This is a genomic window from Paenibacillus terreus (genome assembly GCF_042138595.1).
Lineage (GTDB): Bacteria > Bacillota > Bacilli > Paenibacillales > Paenibacillaceae > Paenibacillus > Paenibacillus terreus.
In genome coordinates this window covers 224,949-239,554 of sequence record NZ_JBHIRX010000008.1, presented here as the reverse complement: position 1 = coordinate 239,554, position 14,606 = coordinate 224,949, and the positions used below count along the sequence as shown (strand labels likewise).

The window sequence follows — 14,606 nt, the reverse complement described above, 5'->3', positions numbered from 1 at the left end:
TCCATGAAATTTGCTGTACTGGTATTTCCGGGCTCCAACTGTGACATTGACTGTTATAAAGCGGTGGAGGATGTGCTGGGCGAGCCGGTGGATTATGTCTGGCATACGGCCACAGATCTGTCCGCTTATGATTGCATTCTCGTTCCGGGTGGCTTCTCTTACGGTGATTATCTGCGCTGTGGCGCGATTTCCCGCTTTGCTCCCGTCATGAATGAAGTAGCCAAGGCGGCTGAGCAGGGCAAATTCATCCTGGGCATCTGCAACGGTTTTCAGATTCTTACGGAAGCAGGGTTGCTGCCAGGTGTATTAAGACGGAATATGTCCATGAAATTCCGCTGCCATGACACGGTACTCAAGGTGGTTAACCATACAACTCCATTTACCCGCGATTATGCGGAAGGCGAAGAGATCGTCATCCCGATTGCGCATGGCGAAGGCAACTATTACTGCGATGAAGAGACGCTGGCCCGCCTGCAGGCGAACAACCAGATCGTTTTTACGTATAAAAGCAATCCGAACGGCTCTCTCACGGATATTGCGGGCATCTGCAACGAGCAGGGCAACGTGCTTGGCATGATGCCGCACCCTGAGCGGGCGGTAAATCAGCTGCTCGGCACCGATGACGGTAAACGCATGTTCACATCGATTTTGAACGCATGGAGGGATAAACATGGCGCAGCAAGTGTCCGCTAAGGAACCAACGGCAGAACAGGTAGCCGAGCATAAACTGTATCAGCAAATGGGGGTATCCGACAGCGAGTATGAGCTCATTTGCGAGTTCATGGGACGCAAGCCCAATTACACGGAAATCGGCGTGTTCAGTGTCATGTGGTCGGAGCACTGTGCGTATAAAAATTCCAAGCCCTTGCTGCGCCGCTTTCCGACAAGCGGACCGCGTGTCCTGATGGGACCCGGCGAAGGCGCGGGCATCGTGGATATCGGCGATAACCAGGCCGTCGTATTCAAAATTGAGAGCCACAACCATCCGTCCGCAGTTGAGCCTTACCAAGGAGCGGCTACAGGCGTGGGCGGCATCATCCGCGACATTTTCTCCATGGGTGCCAGACCGGTAGCGGTGCTGAACTCGCTGCGTTTTGGCAAGCTGGAAAGCGACCGCGTCAAATATCTGTTCGAGCATGTGGTATCCGGTATTGCCGGTTACGGCAACTGCATCGGTATTCCAACGGTAGGCGGCGAAGTTGTATTTGATGAAAGCTATGAAGGCAACCCGCTCGTCAACGCGATGTGTGTCGGCCTGATCGATCATGATAAAATCCAGCGCGGCGTAGCCAAAGGCGTAGGCAACCCGGTCTTCTATGTAGGACCTCCTACAGGACGCGACGGCATTCACGGGGCTACCTTCGCTTCCGTTGAACTGACGGAGGAATCCGAGGCGAAGCGTACGGCAGTGCAGGTGGGCGACCCGTTCATGGAAAAGCTCGTAATGGAAGCCTGCCTGGAGCTCATCAACAGCGGCATCGTGCTTGGCATTCAGGATATGGGGGCGGCCGGTCTGACCTGCTCCAGTGCGGAAATGGCGAGCAAAGCCGGCAACGGGCTGGAGCTGTATCTGGATCAGGTGCCGCAGCGTGAAGAAGGCATGACGCCTTATGAAATGATGCTGTCCGAATCCCAGGAACGGATGCTGTTTGTCGTTGAGCCTAAGGATGAAGCGCAGGCGCGCGAAATCTTCGACCGCTGGGGCGTCATCTGCGCCAAGGTTGGCAAGGTAACGGATGACGGCCGTCTGCGGCTGTTCCACCACGGCGAGGTTGTCGGCGACATGCCCGTGAACGCGCTTGTGGATGAGTGCCCGATTTATAACAAGCCGTCTGCAGTGCCTGCTTATTATGAACAGAATGCGGCGGTGGATACACTGCGTTACGAAGAAGTGAAGGATCTTGGCGGAGCGCTGAACAAGATTCTTTCTTCCCCAAGCGTAGCAAGCAAAAAATGGGTATACGAGCAGTACGACTACATGGTGCGCACCAGCACGGCCGTTCGTCCGGGCTCGGACGCGGCAGTTGTTACGGTTCACGGCACCCGCAAAGGGCTGGCGATGACTACGGACTGCAACGGGCGTTATGTGTACCTTGATCCTGAAGTCGGCGGCAAAATTGCCGTCAGCGAAGCGGCGCGCAACATCGTCTGCTCCGGCGGCGAGCCGTTGGCTATCACGGACAACCTGAACTTCGGCAGCCCGGAGAAGCCGGATATTTTCTGGCAGATGGAAAAAGCGGTAGACGGCATGGCGGAAGCGTGCCGTGTGCTGGATACGCCGGTGATCGGTGGCAACGTCAGCCTGTACAACGAAAATGCCAAAGGCGCAATCTATCCGACGCCGGTGGTCGGCATGGTTGGCCTTGTACATGATACGGATCATATTACGACACAAGGCTTCAAGGCGGAAGGTGACGTTATTCTGCTGCTGGGCGACACCAAAGCCGAGCTGGGCGGCAGCGAGTTCCAGGCTGTCGTGCATGGCGTATCGGAAGGACGTCCGCCGCAGCTTGACCTGGATACGGAGAAAAAACTGCTGAAAGGCGTGCTGGGTGCCATTCAGTCAGGTCTGGTCCGTTCCGCTCATGATCTGGCGGAGGGCGGATTGGCTGCTGCGCTGGCGGAATCCTGCATCAGCGGCGGTCTGGGCGCACAGGTGAACGTGACGACAGAGCTTCGTCCGGATGTGGCGCTGTTCAGTGAAAGCCAGTCCCGGATTCTGCTGTCCGCCGCTCCTGACAAAGCGGAAGCGCTGGAATCGTACCTGCGCGGGCTGGACATTCCGGTGTCCGTTCTCGGCAAGGTTGAAGGTTCCGAGCTGACAATTGAGGTCAACGGACAGCCTGGGGTGCAAGAGTCTGTGGCAAGCCTGAAGCAAACCTGGGAGGATGTCATTCCATGTCTGATGAACTGATGACACAGACGCTCTGGACAGGGGATTATTACAACGAAGGATCCGGCAAGGACGGGTTATTCGATAAATTAAAAGAGGAATGCGGAGTTTTCGGGGTGTACAGACACCCCGATGCCGCTTCTTTGTCCTATTACGGACTGCATGCGCTGCAGCACCGAGGTGAGGAAAGCGCGGGCATCTGCGTCAGCGACGGCAGTGAATTTCACTACCATCGCGGCATGGGGCTGGTGAAAGAAGTATTCGACAAGGATATTATGGCCTCGCTGGGGGGCGATATCGCCATCGGGCATGTTCGCTATTCTACAAGCGGGGACAGCAAGCTGACCAATGCCCAGCCGCTGGTGTTCAAGTACCGTGACGGGGATCTGGCTGTCGCGACGAATGGCAATATCGTCAATGCCCTGCAAATCCGGCGCGAGCTGGAGCAAAGCGGCTCGATCTTTCAGACGACCAGCGATACCGAGGTCGTGGCGCATCTGATCGCCCGCTCGCCGAAGGATCTGGTTGAGGCGGCCAAGGATGCGTTCAACCAGATTGTGGGCGGTTTTGCTTTTCTCGTCATGACCAATGACAAACTGATCGCCGCATCCGACCCGCACGGCCTGCGTCCGCTGACGATGGGACGCCTGAACGGCGCTTATATTTTCGCGTCCGAGACCTGCGCGCTGGAGACCATTGGTGCTGAGCTAATCCGCGATATCGAGCCCGGCGAGCTGCTGGTGCTGGACAAAGATGGACTGCGGGAAGAACGGTTCGAGCACGGAAAGCACCGTAAGGCTCTATGTGCCATGGAATATATTTATTTCGCACGTCCCGACAGCGATCTGAACGGCTCCAATCTGCATGCGGCACGTAAACAGATGGGCCGCCAGATGGCCATGGAATGTTTTATCGACGCGGATGTTGTTACCGGTGTGCCGGATTCAAGTATCTCTGCCGCCATCGGTTATGCAGAGCAGACGGGCATTCCCTATGAGCTGGGTATGATCAAAAACAAATATACCGGACGGACCTTTATCCAGCCTAGCCAGGAGCTGCGGGAGCAAGGCGTGAAGATGAAGCTTAGCGCCGTGCGCCGGGTCGTGGAAGGCAAGCGTGTCATCATGATCGATGATTCCATTGTGCGCGGCACGACATCGCGCCGGATCGTCAACATGCTGCGTGATGCGGGAGCGACGGAGGTGCATGTGTGCATTACCTCGCCGCCGTTCAAAAACCCGTGCTTCTATGGCATTGATACGCCGGACCGCAAGGAACTGATTGCCTCCTCCAAGACTATTGAAGAAATCCGTCAGGAAATTAATGCGGACTCGCTTCATTTTCTGAGCTTTGAAGGGCTGATTGAGGCCGTCGGCGGCAATAACAGCTCCGATCCCAAAGGCGGGCTCTGCCTCGCGTGCTTCGACAACGAATATCCGACACAGGTGAATTTCAACGGTGAGGAGAAATTTGGCTGCAGCTGCTGAAGCACCGGGCATAAAATGGCTTTTTGGCCATTCCTGTCTAATGGTTAACGGGTTCAAACATTAGTGTCATTAAATATTGCCAGACCTTATATAAGATTAGCGGTACATTTCTTTGCTAACAGTTGTCATAGAGCTTATTCGGCTGAGAAAAACAAGGTTTCTTTTCTAACGGTTGCACTCGCGCTTATATAGAAGAAATAGTCTCTTTACCAGCGGAAAAACGGGAGATAACCTCGCTGGCAACCGTTACATTTTGTAACCCACTGTTTTTACCCAAATAGCCTCGCTCACAACCGTTAGAGTTTTCGCGCTTTTATATGGACTCGCATTTACCCCCGGTTAAGCACCGATTTCGATTTTGAACCAAATTCTATAGTCTAAAGAAGGAGTGTTATTGAGTGTCCGACGCATACAAACAGGCTGGTGTGGATATCGCTGCCGGCAATGAAGCGGTAGAACGGATGAAGAAGCATGTGAAGCGTACCTTCCGTCCGGAAGTGATGGCGGATTTGGGCGGCTTCGGCGGGCTGTTCGCATTGAATAAAGACAAATACGAGGAGCCTGTGCTCGTATCCGGCACCGACGGGGTCGGAACCAAGCTGAAGCTCGCTTTCGCCATGGACCGCCATGACACGATTGGCATTGACGCGGTCGCCATGTGTGTGAACGATATCGTGGTGCAGGGTGCGGAGCCGCTGTTTTTTCTGGACTATCTCGCCTGCGACCGTGTTATTCCCGAGAAGATCGAGGCGATTGTGGCCGGTATTGCCGAAGGCTGTCACCAGTCCGGCTGTGCCCTGATCGGCGGCGAAACGGCGGAAATGCCCGGTATGTACAGCGAGGGCGAATACGATATTGCCGGTTTTACCGTGGGTATTGTCGACAAAAGCAAGGTGATTAACGGCAGCACGATTGCCGCGGGCGACGCCGTCATCGGTCTGGCTTCGAGCGGGGTGCACAGCAACGGCTTTTCCCTGGTGCGCAAGCTGCTGCTCGAACAAAGCGGCTACAGCCTGCAGGATGAGGTTGCTGAATTGAGCGGAAAGCTGGGAGATGTGCTGCTTGAGCCGACCAAAATTTATGTAAAGCCTGTGCTTGCCCTGCTGGAAAAGCTGACGGTTAAAGGCATGGCCCATATTACGGGCGGCGGATTTATCGAGAATATTCCGCGCATGCTTCCGGACAATGTAAATGTAGATATTGAATACGGCTCATGGCCTATTCTGCCGATCTTCAAGCTGCTGCAGGAGAAGGGAGCCATCTCCAACCGTGATATGTTCACGACCTTTAACATGGGCATCGGGCTTGTCATGGTCGTGAAGCAGGAGGACGCGGAGTCTGCTCTGGCGATCCTGCGTGAGCAAGGCGAAGAAGCCTTCCTTATTGGACGTGTTACTGAGGGCGACTCGCGGGTAACCTTTACGGGAGTGGAAGTGTAATGGGAGCGTACCGGGTGGCGGTGTTTGCTTCAGGCCAGGGCAGCAATTTTCAGGCTCTTGCGGATGCCGCCGCAGAAGGCAAGCTCGGTGGAGCAGAGATCAAGCTCCTTGTTTGTGATAAACCTGCGGCGCCTGTTGTCGGACGGGCGCAGGCCGCGGGCATTGAATGTTATACGTTCCAGCCCAAAGATTATGCTGCGCGGGAGACTTACGAACGCGAGCTGGTCGGCATGCTGCGTGAGAAAGAAATCGACCTGGTCGTGCTGGCCGGTTATATGCGTCTGCTTTCCAGCGTGATGGTAGAAGCGTTTGCGGGCCGGATCATCAATATTCATCCCTCCCTGCTGCCGGCGTTTCCGGGGAAGGATGCGATCGGACAAGCATTGCAGTACGGCGTTAGGGTCAGCGGAATTACAGTCCATTTTGTGGATGGAGGCATGGATACAGGGCCAATTATTGCCCAACGAACTGTGCCTGTCACGGAGGAAGACACCCGGGACTCCCTGTCGGCAGCCATTCAAGCGGAAGAAAGAACCTTATATCCTGAAGTGGTCTCGTGGTTTGCGGAGGAACGGGTGAAGCTGGAGGGCAGAAAGGTTACGGTCATCCGGCGTTAATCTGCAGCGCGTGGCTGGCGTCTCATGTCAACCGGCTCTTTTTTTGTCAAAATACAAGCAGGTCAGGCAAGTCATATTCCGATATTTCTCGGGAAATAGTGTGGGGCAGCAAAAGCCGCCTTTCGAGCAATCGTGTCGGTTTTAAAGAAGTAAAAGCTAAAAATAAAAAAGCAGGAGCTGCCTTTCGCCCTTTGTCTGGCGGGTTTGGGTTTGGATATAAAACAAGCAGCAGAAGCTGCCTTTCCAACCCATTTTCCTGGCGGGTAATGGGTTGGAAAGATAGGAGGATAAATCGTGATCAAAAGAGCTTTAGTCAGTGTATCGGATAAACGGGGTATCGTGGATTTTTGCCGTGAATTGTCCAATCTGGGTGTGGAAATTATTTCGACAGGCGGTACCAGCAGTCTGCTGTCGAAGGAAGGAATTCCGGTGATCGGGATTTCCGATGTGACCGGGTTTCCTGAAATTATGGACGGACGTGTCAAAACGCTGCATCCGGCTGTGCACAGCGGTTTGCTGGCCGTGCGGGACAACGAAGAGCATCAGCGCCAGATGAAGGATTTGGGCCTCGATTACATCGATCTTGTGGTTGTGAATCTGTATCCTTTTGCTGAAACGATCGCCAAACCGGATGTAACCTATGAGGATGCCATTGAAAATATCGATATCGGCGGACCTACGATGCTGCGCTCTGCAGCCAAAAACCATGCCTTTGTCACCGTCGTGGTAGACGCAGATGATTACCGCTCCGTGCTCGACGAGGTTCGCGGTGGTGGAGATACCACGCTTGAAACCCGCAAACGTCTTGCCGCCAAGGTATTCCGTCACACAGCTGCTTATGATGCCCTGATCTCGGACTATCTCTCCAATGTAACCGGAGATCCGCTTCCTGAGCGCTTTACAGTAACTTATGAGAAGGTTCAGGATCTCCGTTATGGCGAGAATCCGCATCAGCAGGCAGCCTTCTACCGCAAGCCGCTTGCGGCCGGTGGTACGCTCGTTTCGGCAAAGCAACTGCATGGTAAAGAGCTGTCCTATAACAACATTAACGATGCCAATGCCGCATTGCAGATTGTTAAGGAATTCACGGAGCCTGCGGTTGTGGCCGTTAAGCACATGAATCCTTGCGGCGTGGGTACGGGTGCAAGCATTTACGAAGCGTACAGCAAGGCATATGCTGCGGACCCAACTTCGATTTTTGGCGGAATCGTGGCGGCGAACCGGATCATCGACAGCGATACAGCCGCGAAGCTGAGCGAAATTTTCCTGGAAATCATTCTTGCTCCTGGCTTTACACAAGAGGCGCTGGACATCCTGACCAAGAAAAAGAATATCCGCCTGCTGGATACGGGGGAGATTGACTCTGCCAGTGACCGTACAAGCCAGTTTGTTGTGACTTCCATTGAAGGCGGCATGGTCGTGCAGCAGAGCGATGTTCATTCCATCGATCCGGCGGACCTCAAAGTGGTCACAGACCGCGCTCCTTCCGAGGAGGAATTGAAGCAGCTGCTGTTCGCGTGGAAAGTAGTTAAGCATGTGAAATCCAATGCGATCGTGCTGGCTGCGGACAGTATGACCGTCGGTGTAGGAGCCGGCCAGATGAACCGTGTCGGCGCTGCGAAAATTGCCATTGAGCAGGCCGGAGACAAAGCGAAAGGCGCAGTGCTCGCATCCGATGCCTTCTTCCCGATGGGAGACACCCTGGAATTGGCGGCCAAAGCGGGCATTACGGCGGTCATCCAGCCTGGCGGATCGGTCAAGGACGAGGAATCCATTAAGGTGGCGAATGAGCACGGCATCGCTATGGTGTTCACGGGTGTGCGGCATTTCAAACACTAAAACCGGTTCGGGAGGAATTGAAGAATGGACATCTTGGTCATCGGCGGCGGCGGCCGCGAGCATGCCATTGTATGGGCACTGAAGAAGAGCCCGCAGGCAGGAACCATCTACTGTGCACCGGGGAATGCGGGCATCGGGCAGCTGGCTGAATGCGTGCCCATCGGGGTATTTGAGTTTGACCGGCTGACGGCTTTTGCAGAGGAGAAACAGGTTGGCCTCGTGGTCGTCGGACCAGACGATCCGTTGGCAGCCGGTATTGTGGACGCTTTTGAAGCCAAGGGCATCCCGGTCTTCGGTCCGCGGAAAAATGCAGCCGAGATTGAAGGCAGCAAGACGTTCATGAAGGATCTTTTGCATAAGTACAATATTCCGACAGCGGCTTACCGCAAGTTTGACAGCTATGACGAAGCCCGCACCTACCTGCTGGAGCAGAAGGTTCCCGTAGTTATTAAAGCGGACGGCCTCGCGGCTGGTAAAGGGGTAACAGTAGCCTACACGATGGAAGAGGCCGAGAAGGCGCTGTCCGACATGATGGTGGACAAGGTATTTGGTGAGGCAGGCTCGCAGGTTATCATCGAGGAGTTTCTGGAGGGGCAGGAGATGTCCATTCTGTCCTTCGTGGACGGTGAGACTGTACGCCCGATGGCGGCTGCGCAGGATCATAAGCCTGCTTATGACGGAGACAAAGGACCGAACACCGGTGGCATGGGAACCTATTCTCCGCTGCCGCATATTGCGGATTCCATCATTGAAGAAGCGGTGGAGACGATCATCAAGCCGACGGCCAAGGCTATGGTGGCGGAAGGCAGACCGTTTACGGGCGTGCTGTTCGCCGGGCTGATGATTTCGCCGGACGGAAAGCCGAAGACGGTGGAGTTCAACGCCCGTTTTGGCGATCCGGAGACCCAGGTGGTGCTGCCGCGTCTGAAATCGGATTTGCTGTCGATTTTCCTTGCTGCGGTGAATGGAACACTGGCTGACGTGGAAATTGAGTGGAAGGATGAAGCAGCGGTGTGTGTTGTGCTGGCATCGGGCGGCTATCCTGGCTCTTATCCGAAAGGTGTGCCGATCCACGGCCTTGACCAAGCGGAGGAAGCCATCGTATTCCATGCCGGCACAGCCGTGAACGAGGCTGGAGAATGGGTGACGAACGGCGGACGTGTGCTGGGTGTCGTCGGACTGGGCCGCGATATCGCTGACGCACGTGCCAAGGCTTACGAACAGGCTGAGCGGATTACTTTTGAAGGAAAACACAATCGTACGGATATTGCAGCAAAAGCATTGATTTAAATCTTATGGGGCGTTCCCTGAGCTGTTTGGGCCGGGGAGCGCCCTTTTCTAACTATTTACTTATAATATTTATTCCCCCAAACTCTCATGGATTCGAGAATGCGAGATAAATTCTCCCCCTGATCGGTTAGAGAATACTCTACTTTTGGTGGAACAGTATCCTCTACCTTTCTTTTCACAATTCCATCTGTTTCTAATTCCCTTAGCTGTAGCGTTAACATTCTTTGCGTAATTCCTGGAATTAATCTTTTAAGTTCATTAAATCTGACAGATTTCTCAGATAAGATATCGATAATGATGCCCTTCCATTTCCCACCTATGATGTGTAAGGTCATTTCGATGGGACAGGCCCTTGTGACCTCTAAACTACAATCGCCATATCCTTTCCCCATTTTGTCACCCCATTCATTAAGTTACAAAAATGTGCGCACTTACATCACTCAATCATTTTTATTATGCTAACTATATCAGATATTTCAACCCAAACGAAGGGAGTGCTCATTATGATAATACGTATGTAATCGGTATGGGGGGAAAGTTATGGAAGTTCAAATAAAGGCAGCCATAGCTATTTGCACTCTTAGGCGAGTTTGCTGGAAGGAATTTTTTGAAATTAGAAGGAGGAAGAATAATGGATAATTCCAGAAAAGTATTGATTACAGGGGGAAATAAAGGCATTGGGTTTGAGACGGCCAGACAATTGGGTAAAATGGGATTTGAGATTTTAGTGGGTTCAAGAGATGAAAAAAGAGGGCAAGAAGCTGTGAGGGTGTTGGAAATGGAGAACATAAAGGCTAAAGCACTGGTTCTTGACGTTACTGACCCTAGTATCATTCAATCCGCAGCCAAACAAATTGAGCAGCAGTATGGATTACTTGACATACTGATTAACAATGCAGGCGTGTTCTTGGAAGACAACGTTCCTCCAAGTGAACTGGAGCTGCCGGATCTCAAGAGAACGTACGAGACAAACGTTTTTGGGGTGTTTTCTGTCACAAAGGCTATGATCCCATTGCTTAAAAAGTCTTACTCCGGGAGGATTATCAACCTTTCCAGCGGATTGGGTTCATTAACCTTAAATACGGATCCAAAATCCGAATTCTATAATGTGAATTCACTTGCTTACAACAGTTCCAAAACGGCGGTGAATGCTTTAACCGTGTTGTTTGCCAAAGAATTAAGCAATTCTTCAATTAAGATTAACTCAGTCTGCCCTGGCTTTACAGCTACCGATTTGAATGGAAATAGCGGCTATCGTTCAGTTGAACAAGCGGCTTCCATTGTAGTGAAACTTGCCACAATAGCAGATGATGGTCCTACCGGAGGTTTTTTTGATGAAAACGGGGTCGTACCTTGGTAAAACACAATGCGGAGCGTACAGCAAATCGCCATAGGATTCAGAATAAACGTCATGTAACAATAATTTTACAATATCCAAATCAACAACAATGACGTTGATACTAACCGCGACTTCATCAAATTAAAATTAGACTTTGCCATCCCAACCGACTGGATTTTAGACGGTTGGGAGTCTTGTTTTTTTACAGCGGAGTTGGAATAGAGTTCACACGATTTTTTGGTTACGATATAATAAAATTAGTGCTTGCTTAACGGCATTTTAATAAGCGGTCTATTTTCGGGAAATACATACCAAACGAAGTGAAAGGTGAGATGAACCATGATTATTATTCATGCCAACCTGAACGTTCTGCCGGAGAAACGGGAGGCGTTTTTGAAGCTGACGGAGGAACTGGTTAAAGCTTCGCAGGCGGAAGAAGGCAACCAGCGTTACACGTTGATGCAGGATGTGAATGATCCGAATAAATTTACCATGGTGGAGGAATGGAAGGATCAGGCGGCGGTTGATTTTCATAATCAGACGACGCATTTTCAAAGCTTTGTAGCGGCTGCTCCGGAATGCCTGGCCGAACCTCTGCAGGTGAACGTATTTGCTAACGCCGATCAGGTGAAGTAAAAAAGGAGGAGAACCGGATGAGTAAAATCACGGATACTACCACCCTTAACAATGGCGTAAAGATGCCTTGGTTCGGTTTTGGTACATACAAGGCCACAGGCAATGAAGTGTATGAGGCGGTTAAAGTCGCGATTGACGCCGGCTACCGCAGTATCGATACAGCAGCGATTTATGGGAACGAGGAGGAAGTCGGACAGGCTATCAAGGACAGCGGAGTTGCAAGAGAAGAGCTCTTCATTACGACAAAGCTGTGGAATGACAGACAGGGCTACGACTCCACACTCAGCACCTTCGAAGAAAGCCGCAAGCGTCTGGGCCTGGACATCATCGACCTATACCTGATCCACTGGCCGGGCAAAGATAAATATAAAGAAACATGGAAAGCCTTCGAGCGCCTGTATGAAGAAGGCAGCGTCCGTGCCATCGGGGTGAGCAATTTCCATGTGCATCATCTTGAGGACCTGCTGAAGGACAGCAATATCGTACCTGCAGTGAACCAGGTGGAGCTTCATCCCTGCCTGACGCAGCGGGAGCTGTACAGCTACTGCCGTGATAAAGGTATTCAGATCGAGTCCTGGAGCCCGCTCATGAAGGGGAAACTGACGGACAATGCCGATATCTCCGAAATTGCCTCTAAATACGGCAAAACCTCTTCGCAGGTCATTCTGCGCTGGCATATCCAACAGGAGATTGTAACGATTCCAAAATCCGTTACAGAGTCCCGCATCCGCGAGAATGCCGATATTTTTGACTTCGAGCTGACGGCAGAGGAAGTTAGCCGGATCAGCGCACTGAACAAGAACGAGCGTACAGGCTCCAATCCGGACGAGTTTTTGTTCTAAGGACTTGAAAAGCGTTCACTTCCGTGCTTATAAGGGTGCGGAAGCGGAACGCTTTTTTGCGTGTTGGACGAAGATTCGATTGGTGGTTGTGTGGTAGCTTGATCTTGTGTATAATAATATTCAAATATAAGAATCTTAATATTAAAATTAAATGAAAGGTGGCTGTTGGTTATGAACCATATATTTCGTAAAGGAAGCAACCCTGACGCGCCTGTACTGCTGCTGCTGCACGGAACGGGAGGCAACGAGCATGATCTGCTGCCGCTGGCGGAAATGATATCTCCTGGCTCCTCCGTTCTGGGTGTAAGGGGAAATGTATTGGAGAACGGAATGCCGCGTTTCTTCCGCAGGCTGGCTGAAGGGGTATTCGATCTGGAGGACCTTGTGCTGCGCACGAAGGAGCTGTCCGCTTTTGTAGATGAAGCTGCGGAGCGTTATGAATTTGACCGCCGCAACGTGGTGGCCATCGGGTACTCGAATGGCGCGAATATCGCGGCAAGCATGATTTTTCATGAAAAGGATGTGTTGCGCGGTGCGATTCTCCATCATGCCATGGTGCCACTCCGTGATATCCAGCTTCCGGATCTGGCCGGCCTGTCGGTGTTTATCGGCGCAGGGGAGAATGATTCCATGATTCCGGTACAGGGCACGCAGGAGCTGCAAAACATGCTGGAAAACGCAGGCGCCGAAGTGACGATGCACTGGGAGCGGCACGGCCATCAGCTTACACGGACAGAGGTGGAGGCTGCCGCACGCTGGTTTGCGGAACAGTACACAGTTTGACCGATTGACCGAGCTTAGACATGAACCGTCTACGTCTAAAAGGCAGCGATGCTCTGGCGATAGACGGTTTTTCTTACTCCCCCGGATGGCTGCGGAATACGCGAGGAGTGACCCCCGCATATTTTTTGAATACCTTTGTGAAATAGCTTTGATCATTAAAACGCAGCCTGCTGCATACATCGGCCAGGGAGTAATCGGTGAGCGTCAGCAGCTTCTTGGCCTCTTCGATTTTGGCCCGTTGCACGTATTCCGTAATGGACAGCCCGGTTTCTTCGCGAAAGAGGCTGGAGAGATAGCTGGGATGAAGCCCGGCCTCCTCTGCCAGCCGATTCAGGCCGATGTCTTCGTAAATGTGGTTGTAAATATAGTTCAGGCAGACGGATATCGGCCTGGAATAGCGTTTTTCCCGTACAGACCGCACCTTGTCCGTAAAATCGCACAAAGCCTCATTCGTATAACGAATGACCTCTCCAACCTCATGCAGTTCCTCGATGTGCTGGATGCAGAGATCGCTTAAGGTAAAAGCCATTTCAAGTGGCATGCCCCCATCCACAGCGGCGCGGGTGGCAAGGGCGATAGCGCAGATAGACAGATTTTTCTGGCTGCGCAAATTGCTTTTCTTCGACAGCACCCCCGGATTCTCAAAACCTCTGCCTTCCTCCAGAAATTCGACGAGCTCTTCCTTGCGGCCCTCCCGGATATAGTTGAGCATCGTTTTTTCCAGCACAGGGTCATTATGCAGCATAACGTTCTCCCGCCGGTCGGCCAGGCTCAAATAAATATTATCCTCAGGCCAATCCGCCGACAGCTTGTACGCACGGTTGCGGGACAAGGCCTCTTCCAATTCAAGCTGCCTGCCGCTGATAAGGGAATACAGCAGAATGCCGGCCTGCAGCAGCGGGGTTTTCCCGGCATAACGCACAGAATTGTAATAGCTGATCAGCTCGTCCCTGTATTTAAGCGGAATGCCGCAATCGGCCATCAGCCCCGTTACAGACTGCTCGTTCATGCGGTAAAACAATACCGGTCCCAGGAGGAAACACCCGGATTCTCCATCCGCGGCATCATGCCTGACTGTGACATAACGTTCGAGATAAGCGGTAGCTTTCAGAATAGGGAAGTCCCTGGGTTCGTCAGGCTCAAGCAATCCATCAAGCGCATCCCTGAGCGAAGCGTGAAGCGGGTTTACCGGAATACGGGCAGGTTCAGGCTGCGCCGCGGCGAGCTGTCCGGACGGATCAAGATAACAGACCGGGATCTGATAGGCATCATAAATCAAGCGGCAAATATAATCTGCTTCAAATGGCAAACCCTGTTGTGTACCCAAGGTGAAAAACATCCTTTCCTATAGCTCTCATAAAAATTTTACCGAAAATCCAAAATAAATACCATAACTGCTGCGGCAACAACCATAAAATAAAGAATGTAAACGCTATTATAA

At 52.3% G+C, this 14,606-nt stretch carries 13 protein-coding genes; 11 read left to right on the top strand and 2 right to left on the bottom strand.

Annotation, left to right across the window (positions count from 1 at the left end):
- The first annotated feature begins 3 nt into the window (after nucleotides 1–3).
- From purQ to purD, 7 genes are all read left to right on the top strand, one after another.
- Nucleotides 4–693, top strand: coding sequence for a phosphoribosylformylglycinamidine synthase subunit PurQ (gene purQ, locus ACE5KN_RS16430; protein WP_375528608.1), 690 nt, complete (start codon nucleotides 4–6; stop codon nucleotides 691–693).
- Nucleotides 671–2,914 (top strand): phosphoribosylformylglycinamidine synthase subunit PurL, encoded by a 2,244-nt coding sequence (purL, locus tag ACE5KN_RS16425; RefSeq protein WP_375528607.1) that lies wholly within the window; start codon nucleotides 671–673, stop codon nucleotides 2,912–2,914. The genes purQ and purL overlap by 23 nt, the downstream gene beginning before the upstream one ends.
- Nucleotides 2,899–4,380, top strand: coding sequence for an amidophosphoribosyltransferase (purF, locus tag ACE5KN_RS16420; protein WP_375528606.1), 1,482 nt, complete (start codon nucleotides 2,899–2,901; stop codon nucleotides 4,378–4,380). The genes purL and purF overlap by 16 nt, the downstream gene beginning before the upstream one ends.
- A gap of 398 nt (nucleotides 4,381–4,778) precedes the next feature.
- A complete protein-coding gene (gene purM, locus ACE5KN_RS16415; protein ID WP_375528605.1) occupies nucleotides 4,779–5,819 on the top strand; it encodes a phosphoribosylformylglycinamidine cyclo-ligase in 1,041 nt (346 codons plus the stop codon).
- Nucleotides 5,819–6,436 carry a phosphoribosylglycinamide formyltransferase gene (gene purN, locus ACE5KN_RS16410; RefSeq protein ID WP_375528604.1) on the top strand — a complete coding sequence of 206 codons (618 nt, stop codon included), beginning with the start codon at nucleotides 5,819–5,821 and terminating at the stop codon, nucleotides 6,434–6,436. Before purM ends, purN begins: the two co-directional genes overlap by 1 nt.
- A gap of 291 nt (nucleotides 6,437–6,727) precedes the next feature.
- Complete coding sequence (purH, locus tag ACE5KN_RS16405; protein WP_375528627.1) at nucleotides 6,728–8,275, top strand: bifunctional phosphoribosylaminoimidazolecarboxamide formyltransferase/IMP cyclohydrolase; 1,548 nt, start codon at nucleotides 6,728–6,730, stop codon at nucleotides 8,273–8,275.
- A 24-nt stretch (nucleotides 8,276–8,299) separates the two neighbouring features.
- Nucleotides 8,300–9,565, top strand: coding sequence for a phosphoribosylamine--glycine ligase (gene purD, locus ACE5KN_RS16400; protein WP_375528603.1), 1,266 nt, complete (start codon nucleotides 8,300–8,302; stop codon nucleotides 9,563–9,565).
- A 56-nt stretch (nucleotides 9,566–9,621) separates the two neighbouring features.
- Here the strand turns inward: purD and ACE5KN_RS16395 are convergent, their stop codons facing one another.
- Nucleotides 9,622–9,957: a winged helix-turn-helix transcriptional regulator gene (locus ACE5KN_RS16395; protein WP_375528602.1), complete on the bottom strand. Its 336-nt coding sequence runs from the start codon at nucleotides 9,955–9,957 to the stop codon at nucleotides 9,622–9,624.
- A gap of 239 nt (nucleotides 9,958–10,196) precedes the next feature.
- Between ACE5KN_RS16395 and ACE5KN_RS16390 the strand changes: the two genes are divergently transcribed.
- The 4 genes from ACE5KN_RS16390 (at nucleotide 10,197) to ACE5KN_RS16375 (ending at nucleotide 13,165) form a co-directional block, all read left to right on the top strand.
- A complete protein-coding gene (locus ACE5KN_RS16390; RefSeq protein ID WP_375528601.1) occupies nucleotides 10,197–10,925 on the top strand; it encodes an SDR family oxidoreductase in 729 nt (242 codons plus the stop codon).
- 318 nt (nucleotides 10,926–11,243) lie between these two features.
- A complete protein-coding gene (locus ACE5KN_RS16385) occupies nucleotides 11,244–11,540 on the top strand; it encodes a putative quinol monooxygenase (protein WP_375528600.1) in 297 nt (98 codons plus the stop codon).
- A gap of 17 nt (nucleotides 11,541–11,557) precedes the next feature.
- The gene (locus ACE5KN_RS16380) at nucleotides 11,558–12,382 is read left to right on the top strand and encodes an aldo/keto reductase (RefSeq protein ID WP_375528599.1); all 825 of its coding nucleotides are present in this window, start codon (nucleotides 11,558–11,560) and stop codon (nucleotides 12,380–12,382) included.
- A 171-nt stretch (nucleotides 12,383–12,553) separates the two neighbouring features.
- A complete protein-coding gene (locus ACE5KN_RS16375) occupies nucleotides 12,554–13,165 on the top strand; it encodes an alpha/beta hydrolase (RefSeq protein ID WP_375528598.1) in 612 nt (203 codons plus the stop codon).
- A gap of 73 nt (nucleotides 13,166–13,238) precedes the next feature.
- Here ACE5KN_RS16375 and ACE5KN_RS16370 read toward each other — a convergent pair whose 3' ends face one another.
- On the bottom strand, nucleotides 13,239–14,492 hold the full coding sequence (locus ACE5KN_RS16370; RefSeq protein ID WP_375528597.1) for a helix-turn-helix transcriptional regulator: 1,254 nt from the start codon (nucleotides 14,490–14,492) through the stop codon (nucleotides 13,239–13,241).
- Nucleotides 14,493–14,606 lie beyond the last annotated feature (114 nt).

Bases quoted from the DNA above. Each gene is read 5' to 3' on its own strand.
- purL (WP_375528607.1), top strand. From the start codon at position 671: ATGGCGCAGCAAGTGTCCGCTAAGGAACCAACGGCAGAACAGGTAGCC.
- purF (WP_375528606.1), top strand. From the start codon at position 2,899: ATGTCTGATGAACTGATGACACAGACGCTCTGGACAGGGGATTATTAC.
- purQ (WP_375528608.1), top strand. From the start codon at position 4: ATGAAATTTGCTGTACTGGTATTTCCGGGCTCCAACTGTGACATTGAC.
- purD (WP_375528603.1), top strand. From the start codon at position 8,300: ATGGACATCTTGGTCATCGGCGGCGGCGGCCGCGAGCATGCCATTGTA.
- ACE5KN_RS16385 (WP_375528600.1), top strand. From the start codon at position 11,244: ATGATTATTATTCATGCCAACCTGAACGTTCTGCCGGAGAAACGGGAG.
- ACE5KN_RS16390 (WP_375528601.1), top strand. From the start codon at position 10,197: ATGGATAATTCCAGAAAAGTATTGATTACAGGGGGAAATAAAGGCATT.
- ACE5KN_RS16395 (WP_375528602.1), bottom strand. From the start codon at position 9,957: ATGGGGAAAGGATATGGCGATTGTAGTTTAGAGGTCACAAGGGCCTGT.
- ACE5KN_RS16375 (WP_375528598.1), top strand. From the start codon at position 12,554: ATGAACCATATATTTCGTAAAGGAAGCAACCCTGACGCGCCTGTACTG.
- purN (WP_375528604.1), top strand. From the start codon at position 5,819: ATGGGAGCGTACCGGGTGGCGGTGTTTGCTTCAGGCCAGGGCAGCAAT.
- ACE5KN_RS16380 (WP_375528599.1), top strand. From the start codon at position 11,558: ATGAGTAAAATCACGGATACTACCACCCTTAACAATGGCGTAAAGATG.